Below are 17,964 nucleotides of genomic sequence, written 5' to 3'. Positions count from 1 at the left end.
TTTTGAAAGGATAAAAAAGCTAACCAAATATATTGGTTAGCTAATGATTTAATTACTGACAAACAAAGTTTTCAGGATTATTAGTATCCCCTTTACCTTGATAAATCGTTTTTTGTGGATATTGGCATAAAGGACGTTGTAGGGTAACCTGACCATTTTCAATTTTTTGGGCAATTAATCTGTTTGGCGCTTGTTTTTTCTCAACCCAATTAACGAGCGACTCAAAACCATTAATTTTATCTGGGCCATCGCCTCCATTACAATGGTCAACACCAGGAGCGAGGTAGAATTTTGCAAAATCATCTACTGAATCTTTACCGCCCATAATCTTCAATACATTATTATAATATTGAATTGTTCCTTTTGGTGCGATCAGGCGATCATTCAAGCCATGCCAAATAATCATTTTACCACCCAATTTTTTAAATTGACTCAAATCGGCATTATCAGTTCCCATTATTGGACGGAATAACTCTACTGATTCATTAAAATAGTTATCAAAACCGCTGTAACCTAAGGTTTTCCAGTCAAAATTAGGATCTTGTTTAATCCAATACTTTAAATAATCCTCTGGAATAGGAAAAGGTCCTTTATTACTAGCTAAAACATCAAGTGGTGCAGTCGGTTCAATGCTAAACCATAAAGATTTGCCATTTTGATCTGTTGGTCCTTGCCAAATTTTTCTTAATGTGCGAACTTCGTCCTTATCAAGTCCTGCTTTATATAGCAATTCATCACTGATATCTACTGCTGCTGGATCACTAACTAGACCATCTTTAATACCATCTTTTTCATCAGCCAGTTCAATAATCGCTTTTCTAACTTTTTCCAGTTTATCACTATCGAGCGGTTTACCTAGCTCTTGTTGCATAACAATTTGAGGCCATATTTCTGCTGGTATAAATTTATCCCAATGGATCGCTGGTGCTGCAATATACAAACCATCATAATCCGCCGGATACCTTTGTGCTTCCATTAGCCCTTGTCTTCCACCCGTTGAACAACCATTCCAATATGCATAATTAGCAGCTTGACCATAATATGACACTATGACTTGTTTGGTTTTTACTGTCATCTCATGTACACTGCGATAAGCAAAATCAGTTACCGAATCGGCCTGTAATTTGCCATCTTTAAAGACAAATTTGCCTTCAACTAAATTACCGGTATGTCCAGTATCTGTAGCAGCTGCAACATAACCATTTTTAGCAGCTACGGCTAATTTATCAAATGGTATAAATCCTGCATATCCACCGCCACCTATTGCTTGTAATCGTTGATTCCAATTAGTCGGCAACCAAACTTCGACATTAATAGCCGGTTCTATGGATAATTCGACGCGACAAATCTGCGGTAAATCAACAATTTCTTTAGCTTTAGCGCCTCTTAAAGTATCAGCTAATTTAGAACTTGGTGAAAAACGATCGGCAATTAATTCGCTACTTACTACTTTAGCATTCTCTAATTTCAAATTTGCCAATGCGTGACAACGCTCTTCGACATTAGCTTTCGCGGAAGTCGCATAAGCAGAAGATGCTAAACAACTTAACACCGATAAAAACAATAAACTGTATTTCATCATATCCTCATTCCTATCCTCAAAAAATATAATTTATAAAACTAGTTATCATTAATATTAGTCATTAGCCGTATAAATAACAACATTAATCATGATTATTTCTATCAGTGAATATCTCTTATCGATATTAATTTAATACCTAAGATTATTTATAGAGATTAACTTAAATTAAAACAATAATTAAACAAAATTATCCGCCGTTATAGAACCGACGGATTTATTTTTTCAGTCTTTTCTCTGCTGAAACTTTTCACCGTAAAAGACCAATTGGCTATTACCTCTCAATATAGAATAGTGAAATTGTTGACGGATATTTTTTTGCTGCTGGGTTTGTTCAGCTGCATATTCAGCTAATTTATGAGCCAATAACAATTTAGCTAACCGTTTATTTGCATGTTGACTACGTTCGGTTTGTACTTTAACACTAATTCCTGTTGCTAAATGTGTTGCTCGTACCGCTGATTCGGTTTTATTCACATGTTGACCACCTGCTCCAGATGATTTCATAGTGGTAAATTCAATGGTATTGTCATTTAACTCCATAGGGTTTGCTAAACAAGTTACGCCAAAAAACCAATTTTTTCGCTTATGGTGTGGGCGATAAGGACTTTGACAGATCCATTGTATTGTCCCTAACCAACGTTGAATTAATTGGTCACATTCAACACCTTCGATCGATAATAATACTGATCGAAAAGTATTGGGTTTATCACCCAATACGCTTTCGATAATTTCAGTGGTTAGTGACTGTTGCTCAGCCTCTTTTAAAAATTGCGTTACTGCTTTAGCAACTGCTAAAGTACACTCATCGGGCCCTCTAGCAGAAGAGAAAAACAACAAAGCCATCAGTGACCTCCCTGTGTTTTATAGTTCAATATTGGTGTCAATTGTGCAATGACAGTAACAATATTAGCTTGCTGCATTGATTCAATTACACTATCAATTGATTTATAAGCTTGCGGCGCTTCTTCAAAAATAAGGCTACTATCTTCACAAATAACACGACTACCTAGTTTAGTCCGTTTGAGTTCTTGCATTGAATAGCGATTATCCAACTTACCTTTACAGTCAGCTCGACGCCATTTACGCCCAGCACCATGTGCTAATGACATAAGTAGATCATCTCGTTGAATCGGTTTGACAAGATAGCTGTAATCACCTCGTGAACCTGGCACAATCACCAGTTCATCCATTGCCGACGATGCACCTTTTCGATGTAACCAATAGCTCTGTTTATCTATGGTGACTTTTTGTAAAAAATTGTGACAAACATTAAGTACTTCATGGCCTTGAGTATTCAAATTGGTCATTAATCTTTCCGCCACAACTTGACGATTTAATCTTGCAAAAGCAACTGCATTATCATGTTTTTCAAGATAACTTAATGCATCATCACTATCATCTGCTAAGCCTTGATAACCAAAGCGTGATAATTGATTTTGCAAAATAGCATGTCCTAAACCTCTTGAGCCACTATGCACTAATAAAAAAAGTTTTTTGGCATTAAGTTGGTATTGATTAAATAATGTTGCATCAAAAATCTTACTGACTTTTTGAATTTCAGCAAAATGATTACCGCCACCAATAGTACCTAAATTATATTTGTGACGAGTATCAGGCAAATCAATATTCCCTATTTGCTTTTCTAACTTATCAATACTCAATTTGGCAAGGTTAATGTCAGTTTGCCAAAATCCCATGCCACAGCCGATATCACTACCAATTAATGCCGGATAAATTATTTCACGACTTAAATATGCTGCGCCTATTGGATAGCCTGTGCCGGGATGAAGATCGGGCATCCCCATTACTTTAACCATATTAGGTAAATTAGCTGTTGTCAGTAATTGTTGTATTGCTAAACCTTCGATCCAGGTATTTTTAGATGCTATTAACCACGTTTTATCTGATAGCACCTGTATAGAATTGTCCATATATCAATCCATTTAAATAAATAATTATTGTTATTTTTTTCAATACTGTTTAAAGATAAATTGTTAAATGAACCGATTAAATAAAACGCATACGCAACTTAACATTAATCGTTAAGAAATGTTTAATTTTATCCAGTGACAACATGATCACTATCAATACGATTTATCAATAATTGGTTTTACTTGAACGATATCAAGTTATCTTTAAACAATGGGTATAAATTAATTGGCAGGCAAAGATCAGCTAAGTGAATTGAAGTAAGAATAGAAAAAGTTACTTAATTATTGGCGGATCAACCTGCAAAGGTTTGTTAAGCAAATCATAATAAAAATCTCCTTTGCTATTTATAATGGCGCGTATGCTAATTAAATTTTAGTCAGTTGTAAAGTAACAAATTATCTTTTTTTAATAATCTATTTTTATTTTTTTACACTCGTTTTTATTGAATTAAGTATTTTATACTGTATATTTATACATATAATTATTTTTAATACGAATCATCTGGCACTATTCGTTTTTATTAATTTTTCGGAGTCTTTTCTTGAATAAATATTGTGTTGTCCTTGGGCAAGCTAATAGTTCGCTCACTGCTTATTTACCTTTAGTTGATACACCAGTAAGAGCTGGATTTCCATCTCCTGCTGATGATTATTTAGAAACAAAACTAGATCTAACAAGTCATTTAGTGAAGCATCCTAGTGCAACTTACTATATTAAAGCAATTGGTGACTCAATGATTGATTATGGCATTTATAGTGGTGATCTCCTTGTTGTCGACCGATCTTTACAACCAAAAGTAGATGATATTGTTGTTGCTGCTGTGGATGGTGAATTAACCTGTAAATGTTTAAGTTTTATCAATGGCGAACATCATTTATTGTCTGGCAATAAACTTTACCCACCTATTTCATTAGCTGGCAAAGACGTGCACATTTGGGGAGTGGTAATACATACCATTCATTCCCTACGTAAACGAGGACACTAATGATTGGCTTAATTGATTGTAATAATTTTTACGCATCTTGTGAGCGAGTATTTAATCCCAAATTAGAAGGAAAACCAATTGGTATTCTTTCTAATAATGATGGTTGTGTAATAGCTCGCTCTAATGAACTCAAACCGTTAGTCGCTATGGGTATGCCGGCCTATCAAATTCCCCCTCATATTCAAAAAAAAATTACCTTATTGAGCTCTAATTATGAACTTTATGGTGATATGAGTCAGCGAGTATTTGATACCGTTCGCCATTATACTGCGGATATCGAGCTCTATTCGATCGATGAGGCTTTCATTCATCTAAACGGGTTTAGCCATGTTTTAAGTCATTGTCAAAATTTAAAAGCAATAGTAAAACGAGATACGGGTATCCCTGTCAGTATCGGGATTGCTACAACTCGCACGCTAGCAAAATTAGCTAATCATATCGCCAAAAAACACCCTATTCATCAAGGTGTTTATTGTTTTCCGACGGATCAGGAAGAAAAAATAACTATCTTAAAGCAATTCTCAGTTGCAGATATATGGGGCGTTGGTTGGCGAATTACGCAAAGATTAAAAGAACTAGGTATTCATACCGCTTGGGATTTACATCAAGCAAATTTAAAACAAATTAGACAGTCATTTTCTGTTGTCCTTGAGCGTACCATACTTGAGTTACGTGGTATGAATTGTATTGAATTAGATGATCTGCATACAGCTAAAAAAAATATTATGACATCACGTAGTTTTGGTCATTTAACCAATGACCTATTTGATATACAAGAAGCAATTCGTGTGCATGCAAGCCGTGGCGCAGAAAAATTGAGAAAGCAAAAATCAGTTGCTAATGCCGTACTGGTATTTTTAAAAACTAATCGATTTCGACCTGAATTAGTACAATATAATCCGTCAATTGTGGTGCCATTGCTATCGGCGAGCGATGATTCAAGATTAATTATTCATGCGGCTCAAAAAGGGTTACGATCCATTTATAAGCCAGGTTTTTTATTTATGAAATCAGGTGTGATGTTACTTGATCTAAAAACTAAAGATAATTATTGCCAATCGGATTTATTTACCGCTGAAACATCAGCAACTGAAAAACACAAAAGTGAACAATTAATGAAAACCATGGATGACATTAATCAGAAAATGGGAAAAAACACTATTCACTTAGGTGGTATCAGACAAACTGCAGCATGGCAAATCAAGCGAGAGCGACTTAGCCAACGGTATACGACTCGTTGGGACGAGTTACCTTTTGTAAAATAGATAACGGATTAACCGCTAAGATAATAATTTAATCAATTGATTGAATTGAATTACCTTGTTCATTGCGAACATGCACATCAATATCCCATTTTTTTCTATATCTATCATCCTTCGATTTTTCACAAGAAATAGAAATAACATATCGAAAAGGAATTTTACCGCCATGAACTTCTGCTTTCTTCCAACCAGCTTTTAATGGTACAAGACAACGAGGTAAATAATCTTTTCCATTTACTTCGACAATATGTAAATTAGTATGATGCGCTTTATTATAAGCGGTAATAAATTCAGTTGCCTTGTTATTGATATCTAAAAATTCAGTTCTTGAATCATAGACGGGAATAGCTTCAGTTGTATTACTATCAACATTATCTGAAGACTCGGCCATTGCAAAAGGAATAGTAATAACAGTTAAAATTGCAATAATATATTTTTGTAAATGAATCTTTTTCATAAAAAAAACTTCAATAATTTAAATTGTTAAGTACAAATAAAGTTAATTTTTGCACATTATTATTAATAAAGTTAAGAGCCCATATTAACAATTGAACTACGAAAACGTTTAAGCGCAATAAGGAAAAACACACTACCGATTCCTAATAGCCACGCATACGAGGTCCAAACCACACTTAAACCAGCCCCTCGATATAAAATTGCCTGCCCTAATTCGACAAAATGGGTTGTAGGTGCAAATAACATAATATTTTGCACCACTTCCGGCATACTTTCTCTTGGCGTACTACCACCTGAAAGCATCTGTAACGGTAGAAGAATCAAAATAAATAGCATCGCAAATTGTGCGGTTGATTTAGCCACCGTCGCCATAAAGATACCGAGTGACGTTGTCACGAATAAATGCAAAGCAGCACCAATTAAAAATAAAGTAATCGAGCCCTCAATTGGCACATTTAACCAACCATGAACAACGACTAACAGTGCCCCCCACGTTGAAACAAGTACCACCAGCCCCATGGACCAAACTTTAGAAATCATGATTTGAAATGGAGTCACAGGCATTGACAGCAAGTGATCGATAGTACCATGCTCACGCTCTTTCATTAACGCCGCACCAGTTAAAATAATCGACAATGTGGTAACAATATTGATAATCTCCATGACAGAACCAAACCAAGAACGAGTTAAATTAGGATTAAAGGCCGCATGAACCTCAATATTAACCGGCAAACTGGTTGGTTTATCAATTTGATTAAAGTATTTAGTTATTTCGCTGGTGACAATTTGCGTAATATAACCATTACCAACAAAAGCCTGTCCCATTCGGGTTGCATCAATATTCAGCTGAATTTCTGGATTTTGGTTATTTAACACATCGCGTTGAAAATTAGGTGGTATATTTAATGCAAAAGTATAACTATCGGTATCCATTCCACGATCAACTTCATCCATTGAATTTAATTTAACAGGCTTATTAAACATTGGTGGATAAAGCGCTGCGATAATTTGCCTTGATAAAGGCGAATCGTCTTCATCAACCACCGCAATTGAAGCATGATGAAGTGAATCTGAAGTTGCGGTGGCTGCGGTATAAATATCCAGCGTAAAGCAGTAGGCGATTAACAATAACATGATTGGATCACGAATCAATCCCCATAACTCTTTAATACCTAAGCGATAAATATTAATAAAACTTTGCATAATATCTATCCTTCTTGTTTCTTGAGGAGGAATATACTTGCACCAAGTATAATCGGAATAGTGATAAGTAAAGTAAATATCGAGTTATGTAAATCAAAAAATCCTAATGCCTTATTGAAAACACCCCGAGCAATAATAAGCATATGGGTAGTTGGATAGACTTCACCAATATATCTCCCACTCCCTTCTAATGATGCTACTGGATTGAGTAACCCCGAAAATTGTATCGCCGGTAACATAGTACCAACACATGTCAAAAATATAACCGCAATTTGACTACGTGTTACGGTTGAGGCAAGTAAGCCAAAGCCTGTCGCAATAATACAATAAGCCAATCCAGCTAAACATAAAGTTAGCAAACTTCCTTTTATCGGTACACCAAATATCGTAACCGCCATAAGTAGCAGTAATAAGAAGCTAAGCATCGAAATAACAATATAAGGAACTTGTTTACCTAATAAAAACTCAGTTCGAGTAACAGGCGTTACATATAAGTTAATTATTGATCCCATCTCTTTTTCACGCACTACGGATAATGCCGCTAACATTGACGGAATCATTAAGAGTAAAATAGGAATGACCGCAGGCACCATCGCTTGCAAACTTTTAATATCTGGATTATAACGATAACGGGTCTCAATATTTGCCAATGAGCTAGATGCGGTACCGGTGGTGGTTTTTATTTTGTCACTTAACCACGCAAGGTGCATACCTTGTACATATCCTTTAATTGTGTCGGCACGTAATGGCATGGCCCCATCAATCCAGATACCGATATTAACTGGATCACCGCGTTGAATATCATGGCCAAAATTAGGTGGCATTTCAATAGCCAACGCTATCTCATTACTTCTCATCCTATGGTCCATATCATCATAATCAGTGATTGGCGGTTTCTCAATAAAATAACGCTTAGAGCCAGATAAATTAGTAATATAGTTTTGACTGGTAATCGTTTGATCACGATCTAATACTGCAAAATTTAAGTCCTCAACATCCATCGTGATACCATAGCCCATCACCAACATTAATATCGCTGAACCTAACAGTGCCAATAAAGCGCGCAATGGATCACGAGATAACTCAAGTGTTTCACGCCATAGACAACCAATCAAACGAGTTAGACTAAATCCTTGTAGATGATGCGCATTGATTTTAACTTGCTCATTATCATTAACTACAGCTTTAGGCATTTCACTAACTTTTTCATCATTACTCGTATCATCAGCGCCTGCATCAACTAAATATCGAATAAAAGCCTCTTCAAGGGTTTTCGCATCTTTAGAATGAATGATATTATCTGGCGTATCACTGGCTAAAACTTTACCAGCATGCATTAACGAAATCCTATCACAACGTGCCGCTTCATTCATAAAATGAGTAGTGATAAATACGGTGACTTTATCTTTTCGGGAAAGCTCAATAATTAAACGCCAAAAGTCATCACGAGCAATCGGATCGACACCGGAAGTAGGTTCATCAAGAATAAGTATTTCAGGATTGTGAACCACAGCGACCGATAAAGAAAGTCTTTGCTTAACGCCTAACGGTAGACTATCTGGCAAACTTTTTAATTCATTTTCCAAACCAAAACGCTTAACTAACTCCTCAACTCGTGCTGGTATTTTACTTTCTTCAATACCAAATAGACGAGCATGTAACACGAGGTTTTGTTCAACCGTCAATTCACTATAAAGTGAGAACGCCTGCGACATATAACCTAAATGGCGTCTTACATTAATATCACTGGCATCAACCGGTTTACCAAATAACCACGCTTCACCTGACGAAATTGGTAATAGACCAGTTAACATCTTCATGGTGGTTGATTTACCGCAACCATTTGATCCTAAAAAACCAAAAATCTCACCTTGTTTTATGGAGAAATTAACATGATCAACCGCAATAAAATCGCCAAATTGCTTAGTTAATCCTTTTGCTTCGATTGCTACTTTTAAATCTTGATTTAAATCTAATGGAGGGATTTCAACGGCCTGATAACCTTCTCTAGCATCTTCAGGCATTAATTGAATAAAAGCATCATCTAAATTATCTTTTGCTGTTTTGGCTAACAACGCTTGTGGTGTACCTGTTTCGAGGATCTTACCGCCATACATTGCCACTAACCAATCAAAGTTTTGTGCCTCATCCATATACGCGGTAGCAACAATGACACTCATTTGTGGACGTTGCTCACGGATTTTATTAATGAGTTGCCAAAATTGTGCACGAGAAAGCGGATCAACACCAGTTGTTGGTTCATCAAGAATAAGTAAATCGGGGTCATGAATTAAAGCCGAACATAAACTTACCTTTTGTTTCATCCCACCAGAAAGACGACCTGCAGGCCGAGATAAAAAAGGATATAAGCCGGTACTTTTGGTTAACTCATCGATACGTCGCCGTCTTTCAGCTGCATCATTACCAAATAAACGGGCAAAAAATTGTAAATTTTCTTCGACTGACAGTGTTGGATAAAGATTTTTACCTAATCCTTGTGGCATATAAGCAATACGGGTACATACGTTTTGACGATGGATTTTATCTTTCATATCCCCATCTAAAACGTAAACTAATCCCTCTTGGATGACATGCGCGCCAGCTATCAAAGACAATAGACTCGATTTACCCACCCCATCGGGACCAATCAATCCCACCATGCATCTTGGTGGGATGGCAATACTGACATCATTGAGTGCACAAGTTTTTTTATAATGTAATGTTACATTGCTGACATTAACAACTGCATCTTCAATGGTTTTACCTTCTGCAAGTAACGTCAAATCCTTTTTATCCGATTCTGACATATGCTATCTCCAATTATTTTGTTTGGCATTTTGCAACATCAGATAAACCAGCAGGCCATTCCGTATTAGGATCAAGTCTAACCCATGCAACGCCTGGAAGACCGGTTTTAACATGAGTGATATAACACCTTAACAATTCTGGGCTTAATTGTGCTTTAACTCTAAACATCAATTTTTGACGTTCATCTTTGGTTTCAACAGTTTTAGGCGTGAATTGTGCAACACTAGATACAAATGAAATTTTGGCTGAAATAGCTTTACCAGGTAAAGCATCCAACACTAATCTTACTTCATCACCAATTCCTACTTTTCCAGCAATCATTTCAGGTAAAAAGAAAGTCAAATAAACATCTGACAGATTGACTAGATTTAATACTTTTCCGCCTGAAGGTAAAACTTCACCAGGTTGGGCTATACGATATTGAATACGTCCATCGACAGGAGCGATTAAGGTACTATCATTAATATCAGCTTGAATTTTATTGATATTCGCTAACGCTACATTTATCGCTGATTTAGCACTTTCTACACCAGCTTGAGCAGCTTCAATTGCAGCATCGGCAGCGGTAACTTGTGATTTAGCTGAATCTAATGCCGCTTTGGCACTATTTACCTTAGCTGTATCATCATCAAATTGTTGTACTGAAATCGCTCCTTTTTGATAAAGCGCTGTAGTACGTTGTAAATGTTTTTTAGCTATATCTAAGTCACTTTCTCTTTGCGTAACACCCGCTAAAGCTGCAACTTTATCACTCATTTTTAAAGCTACTTGTGCTTTTGATGTCGCTTCATTACTCATAGCTTGTCGATGTTGAGCTTGAGCTTCATTTAATTGCGCTTGTAACGTATCAGTTTGCATAATAACTAGCGGTTGACCTGCAGCGACAAAATCACCTTCTTCAACATTAATCTTTTCAATTCTACCGGCTAGCTTAGTAGAGATGTTGATTTCAGTAGCTTCAATACGTCCGTTGCCACTAGTAAAATCGGCACCATAGCCATCAGGTTTAAATTGCTGCCACAAAATAAAACCAATAACAACAACCACAACTGCAATAACAATCCATTTTTTGTTTATTTGTTTCATGAATAACACCTTATTCTAAAGTGACAAATCTATAATAAACCTTAACGAAAAATTTAATCGTTAGAAGCGATTTATTTTCAATATGATCATCATAGCAAATGTATTTTATAAATAATATCAACTCTCAAAACAAACGCAGTAAAAGCTAAAAAAGGTCATTTATAATTTTAAATATAGATTACAATAAACGTAGATGACGATTTATAAAGAAAAGCAAAAAAATGAATATCTAATTAATTTAATTGAGAATATTTTAATATATTATTGATTTAGTCAATGGAATGAAGGTAATAAAAAAATTAAACTCCAAATCAATATAAAATTAATTTGGAATTATCTTATAAATGTTAAACGATTATTTTGAAAAAGATCATAAATCCGGTCTAAATCGTCTTAATTCTTTTAATGGAATATCACCTTGAACTGTGCATTGAATCATGACTTTGCCACTAAACCTATCATATTCAAGAAACAATAAATTTTCAGCGGTGCCTCTTACTGGAGAGTCATTGGTTAATACATGTTTATTCTCAGACCAAACTCCATTTTTATAAAATAACGCATTGGCAACATCAAGCGTGCCATCAGCCGATATCTGCCAATCAACCCATGGTAACGCACTTTTAATCTCTTCAAAGGTATTATCGGTGTTAAATCCCCAATAATAGTACTTTAGATGATCATCGTTAATATATTGAGACTGATCAAAACTTTCGATTTTTAAACCATTAAAGATAATCGGTGGATCAAATGTAAGTCTATTTTTTTGGGGATGATTAATAGATTTAGTGGCAAATTTGCTATAACCATTTGGTAAATTTACGATTGGAAAATAATTACGATATTTTTTTTGATTTAAATCCGAAAAAAAAGTCTTATCACATTGGGTAAAGCTTTTTAATAAATGACTAAAATCATCATCAAATGATGGATTTTGTGCATTTGCGAAAAATGGCATGAGTAAACCAATAAACCATAATAATTTAATCTTCACTGTCTATTTCCTTATTAGTTATTGATAATAAATTTTTACTTTGAGTAGCTTTAAAATAAGTTATTATAACAATAATGACAAATAATATTTAGCCTATCTTTAACTATAATAGTAGCGAAATATTCAATGATTAAACAATTAGTTGCTAATCAATAACCGTCTAACAAAATAGCAACAAACTATTGCTAGCAGTGCTGTAAGGAAATATAGTAATTAAATATATTTTTCCCAGCGGACTTATTTAATAAAGGTGATTTTATGGCTCTTCCTTCTTTTTTGACAATTTATAATGAATTAATATCCACGCCAACTATCAGTAATGTAACCAATGAAAAATTAGATTATTCCAATAAGCCACTAATTGACAAATTAGCGCAATGGTTTGCTGATTTAGGTTTTACAATTGACATTCAACCTGTACCAAATACTCGTAATAAATTTAATATGTTAGCCACCTATTCCAATAGTGACAATAAAACTCAAGGCGGCCTATTATTGAGTGGTCATAGTGATACTGTGCCATTTGATGATGGGCAATGGACAAAAGATCCATTCAAGTTAACCGAAGAAAATAATAAGCTCTATGGGCTAGGCACGGCAGATATGAAAGGATTTTTTGCATTTATATTAGATGCATTACGTGATATCGATCTTAAAACATTAACTAAACCAATTTATGTATTAGCCACCGCAGACGAAGAGACATCAATGGCTGGCGCTTCATTTTTTGCCCAACAAACGCAACTACAACCAGACTGCACGATTATCGGCGAACCTACCTCATTGATTCCTATTCGTGCTCATAAAGGATTTATATCTAATTCAATTAAAGTTATTGGTAAGTCAGGCCATTCAAGTGATCCAGACAAAGGTATTAATGCTATCGAAATCATGCATTTAGTGATTGAAAAATTACTTATTTTGAAACAAAAATTCAAAGAACAATATCATAATGATGGTTTTAGCGTACCTTATCCAACCATGAATCTTGGCGTTATTCATGGTGGTGATGCAGCTAATCGTATCTGTGGCTGTTGTGAATTGATTATTGATATTCGGGTATTACCAGATAACGATATTGACTCACTTTATAATGCCCTTTGTGAAGCATTACAACCCGTCATGGACCAATATCCTAATCGAGTTTCCATCGAATATGAGGTATCACCAATACCGGGCTATGAATGTAAAAAAGATCATCCAGCATTAAATCATATCGAAAAACTGGTTGGTCACACCGCGCAAACCGTTAACTACAGTACTGAAGCGCCATATTTAAATCAAATCGCCCCAACTATTGTGTTAGGACCAGGCTCAATTGAGCAAGCTCATCAACCAGATGAATTTATCTCTATGGATTTCTTAAAACCGACCAAATTAACCATTGAAAATTTAATTAAAGATTTTTGCTTATAAATCAATATATTCGCCGGCAAAGTCGGCGAATCAGCTTAATGCTATTAGAGTAAATAGTTCATTACTTTTAAATTAAGACGGTATACACTCCTCAATATTTTTTACAAAAACTTACTTTTTCATCCTACATTTATCACTTAATAAAATTTATTTATAAAGTTATCTAACCACTACAATCATCAATAAAATTTTTCTGTAAATAGTGATACTAAATGATATTAATGAATCATTTTCATCTTAAGGTGGTATACACTTCTCAATATTTTTTACAAAAATTAGCTTCTAAATTAATCCAAGCTATCATCTTTATGTATATTTCCCCATTGGCAAAGCATATCTAATACAGGCACTAGTGTTTTACCCCGTTCTAATAGTCCATATTCAACTTTTGGTGGAATTTGCGGGTGTTCTTTTCTAAAAATTAATTTATCTCTCTCCATTTCTTTTAAAGTATTACTCAATGTTTTAAAGGAAATTTCTTTAATGCTACGTTTTAGTTCATTAAAGCGCATAGATGGTTGATTTTCATTTAACCAATAAAGAATAATAATCTTATATTTTCCTCTGATCATCGAGAGCGTGTAATTAAATCCACTATTCTCGAAATTATCTTCTGCACAATGATGCTTTTCCATATTTACACTCTCCTTAAAGATAGTACATAACAACAATTACCGTACTTCAAAAATAATTGTATCAATATTACTATGACAAGATGATTTATCACAACAAAAAGGAATATTGAGAATGAAACGAACTTTAGTGATTGTAGCCCATCCAAATTTATCATCATCAAGTGTTAATCGATGCTGGCTTAATAAATTAAATCAATACTATGAACAACTAACCATACATGATATATATTTATGCTATCCAACCCAACAAATAGACGTTAAATTTGAACAAAATTTAATTGAAAACCATCAGAATTTAGTCATTCAGTTCCCAATATATTGGTTTAATTGTCCACCACTGTTAAAACAATGGTTTGACGACGTTTTTACTTATGGTTGGGCTTTCGGTTCTTTAGGCGATAAATTAAATAACAAAAAAGTGGCTTTAGCGGTTTCAGCTGGTATTAAGAAAACAGATTATTCCTGCACAGGACAATATCAATATACGCTTGAGGAAATATTAAAACCTTTCGAATTAACAATGAATTACGTTCATGCTGATTATCAGCCTATGTTTGCACTTTATGGCGCAAACAATGAACCAGATTACCCAGATAAAATTACTTTGAATGAGGTAAATAAAAGTGCAGATGATTATGTTAATTGGATGAAAAAATTAGGAATATTAATCTAAATGACATAATTATTATCAAAATCACAAATAAAATAATTTTATTAAGGCCGTTTAATAACCAAATTAGTCCTAAGGAATTAAGTTCAGATAAGCAAAAATAAGATGGTATAGACTTCTCAATATTTTTTACAAATATGGTCATCTCGATATAGTAAAAATATATAAGAAAAGTCATGTTTTAATTATTGTTATCGTTTTAATTTTGATTAGTTTGATTAGTAATAGCCGACAATGTCGGCGTAATTGATTAAACTTGAAAAGAGGCAAAATCAGTGGCAATTTCAGTATTAGCAAAGACGCGCCTTGCTTCATTAACCAGTTTTTGATTATCTTGTATACTATATCTAGGGCTAATATGCGTTATGATTAACCTTTTAGCCTTAGCTTGCTTAGCAATGTTGGCTGCATGTATTGTCGTTGAGTGCCCACGTTCAATGGCTTTTGCCTCAAAAGCTTGCTCCTGAGTGGCCTCATGCACTAATAAATCGACGTTTTCGGCTAAATCAATGGATGCTTGACAAGGAATGGTATCACCCAATATAGCTACTTTTTTGCCTCGTTTAATATCGCCCTGATAATCCTTACCATCAATCGTTCTACCATCTTCTAAAGTAACAGTTAACCCTTCTTTTAAAACGGCGTAGTGTACACCAGGATTAATATTATCTTGCTGCAATTTGTCAATATCTAAGCTTGGAGGCAAATCCTTTTCAACAATACGATAACCAAAACAAGGGACTCGATGTTGCAATAATTTAGCTTCAACGCGAAATTTATTATCTTCAAATACTAAGCTATCTTGTTCAAGTTCAATAATATTTAAAGGGTAAGTAAGCCATGAAGAACTAATTTCAATCACTGTTTGAATAAATTGTTTAATACCTTTAGGTCCAACTAACGTTAATGCCGATTGCTTTTGCATTAATGAACGAGTGGTTAACACACCCGGTAAACCAAATAGATGATCACCATGCAAATGAGTCAAAAATATCATCTCCAATTTAGCTAAACTAAAATTGGCCTTTTGCATTTGCATCTGCGTTGCTTCACCACTATCAAACAGCCATAATCGCCCTCGTTCTTGTCGAAGATCAAGCATAACACTACTTACATTACGTTCTGCGGTTGGTGAACCGGCACTTGTCCCTAAAAAAGTTAATTTCATATCAAGATCAAATTGTCATTTAAAATTTTATTATATACTGAGAATAACTATTGATAATTTTATTTTGCTATAAGAAATAGAAAAATTATTATAATAGTAACTATAATAATTAATTCATTTATAACAGAACGTTAAAACCAAAATGGTTATATCACACAAATCAGTACAATAATTTAAATAAAGATTTAATCTTGTACTTTATTTAAGATAAAGATCTAGTTGTTTTGCTCGTTGAAAATTTAGTTCAGCAAGGCAAGAAAATTTCATCATATCTAGCGCATTATCAATTGCTCCACCACCTAACGAACGTGCAAAATCACACTGCAGAGTGCGATATTTAATAAATTCTTGGTTAGATTTTTCCAATCTAGTTTTAGCAATTACGATGTATTCTTTATCTTCCCACCAATTATCAAGTTTATTGAAAAATTTCTTTTGCGATTTATCTAACTCAGCTTGACTAATATAAAAAATTTTTTCTAAACATTCAGTCAGGGCTGCTTCTGAAGGCTCGCGACCACAGTAGATGCGCAATTCGTACTGATTTAAATCAGCATATTTTGAATTAGCAAAAACCACTAGTGGCATAAAAATAATAAATATAGTCATTAATTTCATTATTTTCATAAAATTTTAAAATCCTTTTGATCACTTAAAATAAATCTAACCAATTGATTTATAATATATATTATACGTTTTTACGTTCAATGGTCTGTTCGCCCCAAAAGAGCTTATCAGCTTTAGTTTTAGCGAAAGCGCGTTGTAACACTTCATTGCTACCTTCTTCCCAAATTTGTTCTGCTAATTTTTCATCATCATTAGCGAGTTCAAAAATAGCCTCGGCAATTTCAATAGAAGTTTCACGAATATTTGCCCAAGATCGAATATCATGTATTTCTTTTTTGGTACTATTCATATTTATTCTCCTTATTTGCTAAGATTACAGGTAAAATATACCCAATTCGCACAAAACACAATAGGTAACACTTTTTATGCTAACTATCATCTCTCCAGCCAAAACCCTTGACTATCAAAGTCCATTAATCACTACAACCCATACCCTACCTGACTGTTTAGAGGCAACAAAACAACTTATTGCTGTTTGTAAAAAGCTAACTAGCGATGATTTAGCTAAATTAATGTCTATCAGCCCCAAACTTGCGGCAGTTAATTATGAAAGATTCCAGAATTGGCATCCTGATTTTAATTTACAAAATGCCAGACAAGCGATCCTAGCGTTTAAAGGCGATGTATATGAAGGTCTACATGTTGAAGATTTTACTGCTAGTGACTTGCAATTTGCGCAATCGCATTTACGTATTCTGTCTGGATTATATGGTTTATTAAAACCACTTGATTTAATTCAACCTTACCGTTTAGAAATGGGTATCCGGTTAAAAAATGGTGACAAGACTAATCTTTACCAATTTTGGGGAGAAAGCTTAACCGATAAACTCAACGAAGAGTTAGCAAAATCATCTCAACCAACCTTAATTAACTTAGCCTCTAATGAATATTTTAAAGCGATTCAAGTTAAACACCTAAATGGCAAAATTATTCAACCGATATTTTTAGATAAAAGCAAAGATGATTATAAAGTGATCAGCTTTTACGCTAAAAAAGCGCGCGGATTAATGAGCCGATTTATTATAAAAAATAACATTAATAATTGTAATGATATTAAAAGTTTTAATTTAGATGGCTACCAATTTGATTCTAATCGCTCAACTGAATTAGAATGGTACTTCACCAGAAAACATGCATAGA

17 protein-coding genes are annotated in these 17,964 nt (G+C 34.3%); 5 read left to right on the top strand and 12 right to left on the bottom strand.

Going from position 1 to position 17,964, the window contains the following annotated elements; all coding sequences use genetic code 11:
* Positions 1–52 precede the first annotated feature (52 nt).
* The 3 genes from RAM17_RS06955 to RAM17_RS06945 all read right to left on the bottom strand — a co-directional run bounded on the left by RAM17_RS06955 (position 53) and on the right by RAM17_RS06945 (position 3,513).
* A complete protein-coding gene (locus tag RAM17_RS06955) occupies positions 53–1,582 on the bottom strand; it encodes a tannase/feruloyl esterase family alpha/beta hydrolase (protein WP_110447898.1) in 1,530 nt (509 codons plus the stop codon).
* Positions 1,583–1,804: 222 nt separating this feature from the next.
* Positions 1,805–2,425: a peptide chain release factor H gene (gene prfH / locus RAM17_RS06950; RefSeq protein WP_110447899.1), complete on the bottom strand. Its 621-nt coding sequence runs from the start codon at positions 2,423–2,425 to the stop codon at positions 1,805–1,807.
* Positions 2,425–3,513 carry an RNA ligase RtcB family protein gene (locus tag RAM17_RS06945; protein WP_110447900.1) on the bottom strand — a complete coding sequence of 363 codons (1,089 nt, stop codon included), beginning with the start codon at positions 3,511–3,513 and terminating at the stop codon, positions 2,425–2,427. Before RAM17_RS06945 ends, prfH begins: the two co-directional genes overlap by 1 nt.
* Positions 3,514–4,055: 542 nt before the next feature.
* Between RAM17_RS06945 and RAM17_RS06940 the strand changes: the two genes are divergently transcribed.
* Together RAM17_RS06940 and RAM17_RS06935 are read left to right on the top strand one after the other, a co-directional pair.
* The gene (locus tag RAM17_RS06940; protein ID WP_065578801.1) at positions 4,056–4,499 is read left to right on the top strand and encodes a LexA family protein; all 444 of its coding nucleotides are present in this window, start codon (positions 4,056–4,058) and stop codon (positions 4,497–4,499) included.
* Complete coding sequence (locus RAM17_RS06935) at positions 4,499–5,764, top strand: Y-family DNA polymerase (protein WP_110447901.1); 1,266 nt, start codon at positions 4,499–4,501, stop codon at positions 5,762–5,764. Before RAM17_RS06940 ends, RAM17_RS06935 begins: the two co-directional genes overlap by 1 nt.
* Positions 5,765–5,792: 28 nt before the next feature.
* On the opposite strand, the gene RAM17_RS06930 is transcribed toward RAM17_RS06935, so the two are convergent.
* The 5 genes from RAM17_RS06930 to RAM17_RS06910 all read right to left on the bottom strand — a co-directional run bounded on the left by RAM17_RS06930 (position 5,793) and on the right by RAM17_RS06910 (position 12,308).
* The gene (locus RAM17_RS06930; RefSeq protein ID WP_110447902.1) at positions 5,793–6,218 is read right to left on the bottom strand and encodes a hypothetical protein; all 426 of its coding nucleotides are present in this window, start codon (positions 6,216–6,218) and stop codon (positions 5,793–5,795) included.
* A gap of 71 nt (positions 6,219–6,289) precedes the next feature.
* Complete coding sequence (locus tag RAM17_RS06925; RefSeq protein WP_110447903.1) at positions 6,290–7,420, bottom strand: ABC transporter permease; 1,131 nt, start codon at positions 7,418–7,420, stop codon at positions 6,290–6,292.
* Between the two features lie 5 nt (positions 7,421–7,425).
* Positions 7,426–10,227 carry a ribosome-associated ATPase/putative transporter RbbA gene (rbbA, locus tag RAM17_RS06920; protein ID WP_110447904.1) on the bottom strand — a complete coding sequence of 934 codons (2,802 nt, stop codon included), beginning with the start codon at positions 10,225–10,227 and terminating at the stop codon, positions 7,426–7,428.
* A 13-nt stretch (positions 10,228–10,240) separates the two neighbouring features.
* Positions 10,241–11,314 (bottom strand): HlyD family secretion protein, encoded by a 1,074-nt coding sequence (locus tag RAM17_RS06915; protein WP_110447905.1) that lies wholly within the window; start codon positions 11,312–11,314, stop codon positions 10,241–10,243.
* Positions 11,315–11,684: 370 nt separating this feature from the next.
* Positions 11,685–12,308 carry a hypothetical protein gene (locus RAM17_RS06910; RefSeq protein WP_110447906.1) on the bottom strand — a complete coding sequence of 208 codons (624 nt, stop codon included), beginning with the start codon at positions 12,306–12,308 and terminating at the stop codon, positions 11,685–11,687.
* Between the two features lie 258 nt (positions 12,309–12,566).
* Here RAM17_RS06910 and argE point away from each other — a divergent pair, with 258 nt between their 5' ends.
* Positions 12,567–13,724 carry an acetylornithine deacetylase gene (argE, locus tag RAM17_RS06905; protein ID WP_110447907.1) on the top strand — a complete coding sequence of 386 codons (1,158 nt, stop codon included), beginning with the start codon at positions 12,567–12,569 and terminating at the stop codon, positions 13,722–13,724.
* Positions 13,725–14,011: 287 nt separating this feature from the next.
* Here argE and RAM17_RS06900 read toward each other — a convergent pair whose 3' ends face one another.
* A complete protein-coding gene (locus RAM17_RS06900) occupies positions 14,012–14,359 on the bottom strand; it encodes a winged helix-turn-helix transcriptional regulator (RefSeq protein ID WP_110447908.1) in 348 nt (115 codons plus the stop codon).
* Between the two features lie 112 nt (positions 14,360–14,471).
* Here RAM17_RS06900 and RAM17_RS06895 point away from each other — a divergent pair, with 112 nt between their 5' ends.
* Positions 14,472–15,032, top strand: coding sequence for an NAD(P)H-dependent oxidoreductase (locus tag RAM17_RS06895; protein ID WP_110447909.1), 561 nt, complete (start codon positions 14,472–14,474; stop codon positions 15,030–15,032).
* 247 nt (positions 15,033–15,279) lie between these two features.
* Here the strand turns inward: RAM17_RS06895 and rnz are convergent, their stop codons facing one another.
* From rnz to RAM17_RS06880, 3 genes are all read right to left on the bottom strand, one after another.
* On the bottom strand, positions 15,280–16,197 hold the full coding sequence (gene rnz, locus RAM17_RS06890; protein ID WP_110447910.1) for a ribonuclease Z: 918 nt from the start codon (positions 16,195–16,197) through the stop codon (positions 15,280–15,282).
* Between the two features lie 198 nt (positions 16,198–16,395).
* Positions 16,396–16,824 (bottom strand): lysozyme inhibitor LprI family protein, encoded by a 429-nt coding sequence (locus tag RAM17_RS06885; protein ID WP_086358893.1) that lies wholly within the window; start codon positions 16,822–16,824, stop codon positions 16,396–16,398.
* A 61-nt stretch (positions 16,825–16,885) separates the two neighbouring features.
* Entirely contained in the window at positions 16,886–17,113 is a 228-nt protein-coding gene (locus RAM17_RS06880; RefSeq protein ID WP_110447911.1) for a YccJ family protein, read from the bottom strand.
* Positions 17,114–17,189: 76 nt separating this feature from the next.
* Here RAM17_RS06880 and yaaA point away from each other — a divergent pair, with 76 nt between their 5' ends.
* Positions 17,190–17,963, top strand: a complete 774-nt coding sequence (gene yaaA, locus RAM17_RS06875) for a peroxide stress protein YaaA (protein ID WP_110447912.1) — start codon at positions 17,190–17,192, stop codon at positions 17,961–17,963.
* Position 17,964 lies beyond the last annotated feature (1 nt).

This window comes from Gilliamella apis (assembly GCF_030758615.1).
Taxonomy (GTDB): domain Bacteria; phylum Pseudomonadota; class Gammaproteobacteria; order Enterobacterales; family Orbaceae; genus Gilliamella; species Gilliamella apis_A.
The sequence above is the reverse complement of the archived record's forward strand: the minus strand, read 5'-3'. Positions and strand labels throughout refer to the sequence as shown.

Excerpts from the sequence above, each read along its gene's own strand:
- RAM17_RS06930 (WP_110447902.1), bottom strand. The coding sequence starts at position 6,218 with ATGAAAAAGATTCATTTACAAAAATATATTATTGCAATTTTAACTGTT.
- argE (WP_110447907.1), top strand. The coding sequence starts at position 12,567 with ATGGCTCTTCCTTCTTTTTTGACAATTTATAATGAATTAATATCCACG.
- rnz (WP_110447910.1), bottom strand. The coding sequence starts at position 16,197 with ATGAAATTAACTTTTTTAGGGACAAGTGCCGGTTCACCAACCGCAGAA.
- RAM17_RS06895 (WP_110447909.1), top strand. The coding sequence starts at position 14,472 with ATGAAACGAACTTTAGTGATTGTAGCCCATCCAAATTTATCATCATCA.
- yaaA (WP_110447912.1), top strand. The coding sequence starts at position 17,190 with ATGCTAACTATCATCTCTCCAGCCAAAACCCTTGACTATCAAAGTCCA.
- rbbA (WP_110447904.1), bottom strand. The coding sequence starts at position 10,227 with ATGTCAGAATCGGATAAAAAGGATTTGACGTTACTTGCAGAAGGTAAA.
- prfH (WP_110447899.1), bottom strand. The coding sequence starts at position 2,425 with ATGGCTTTGTTGTTTTTCTCTTCTGCTAGAGGGCCCGATGAGTGTACT.
- RAM17_RS06915 (WP_110447905.1), bottom strand. The coding sequence starts at position 11,314 with ATGAAACAAATAAACAAAAAATGGATTGTTATTGCAGTTGTGGTTGTT.
- RAM17_RS06935 (WP_110447901.1), top strand. The coding sequence starts at position 4,499 with ATGATTGGCTTAATTGATTGTAATAATTTTTACGCATCTTGTGAGCGA.
- RAM17_RS06945 (WP_110447900.1), bottom strand. The coding sequence starts at position 3,513 with ATGGACAATTCTATACAGGTGCTATCAGATAAAACGTGGTTAATAGCA.
- RAM17_RS06880 (WP_110447911.1), bottom strand. The coding sequence starts at position 17,113 with ATGAATAGTACCAAAAAAGAAATACATGATATTCGATCTTGGGCAAAT.
- RAM17_RS06955 (WP_110447898.1), bottom strand. The coding sequence starts at position 1,582 with ATGATGAAATACAGTTTATTGTTTTTATCGGTGTTAAGTTGTTTAGCA.
- RAM17_RS06885 (WP_086358893.1), bottom strand. The coding sequence starts at position 16,824 with ATGAAAATAATGAAATTAATGACTATATTTATTATTTTTATGCCACTA.
- RAM17_RS06925 (WP_110447903.1), bottom strand. The coding sequence starts at position 7,420 with ATGCAAAGTTTTATTAATATTTATCGCTTAGGTATTAAAGAGTTATGG.
- RAM17_RS06900 (WP_110447908.1), bottom strand. The coding sequence starts at position 14,359 with ATGGAAAAGCATCATTGTGCAGAAGATAATTTCGAGAATAGTGGATTT.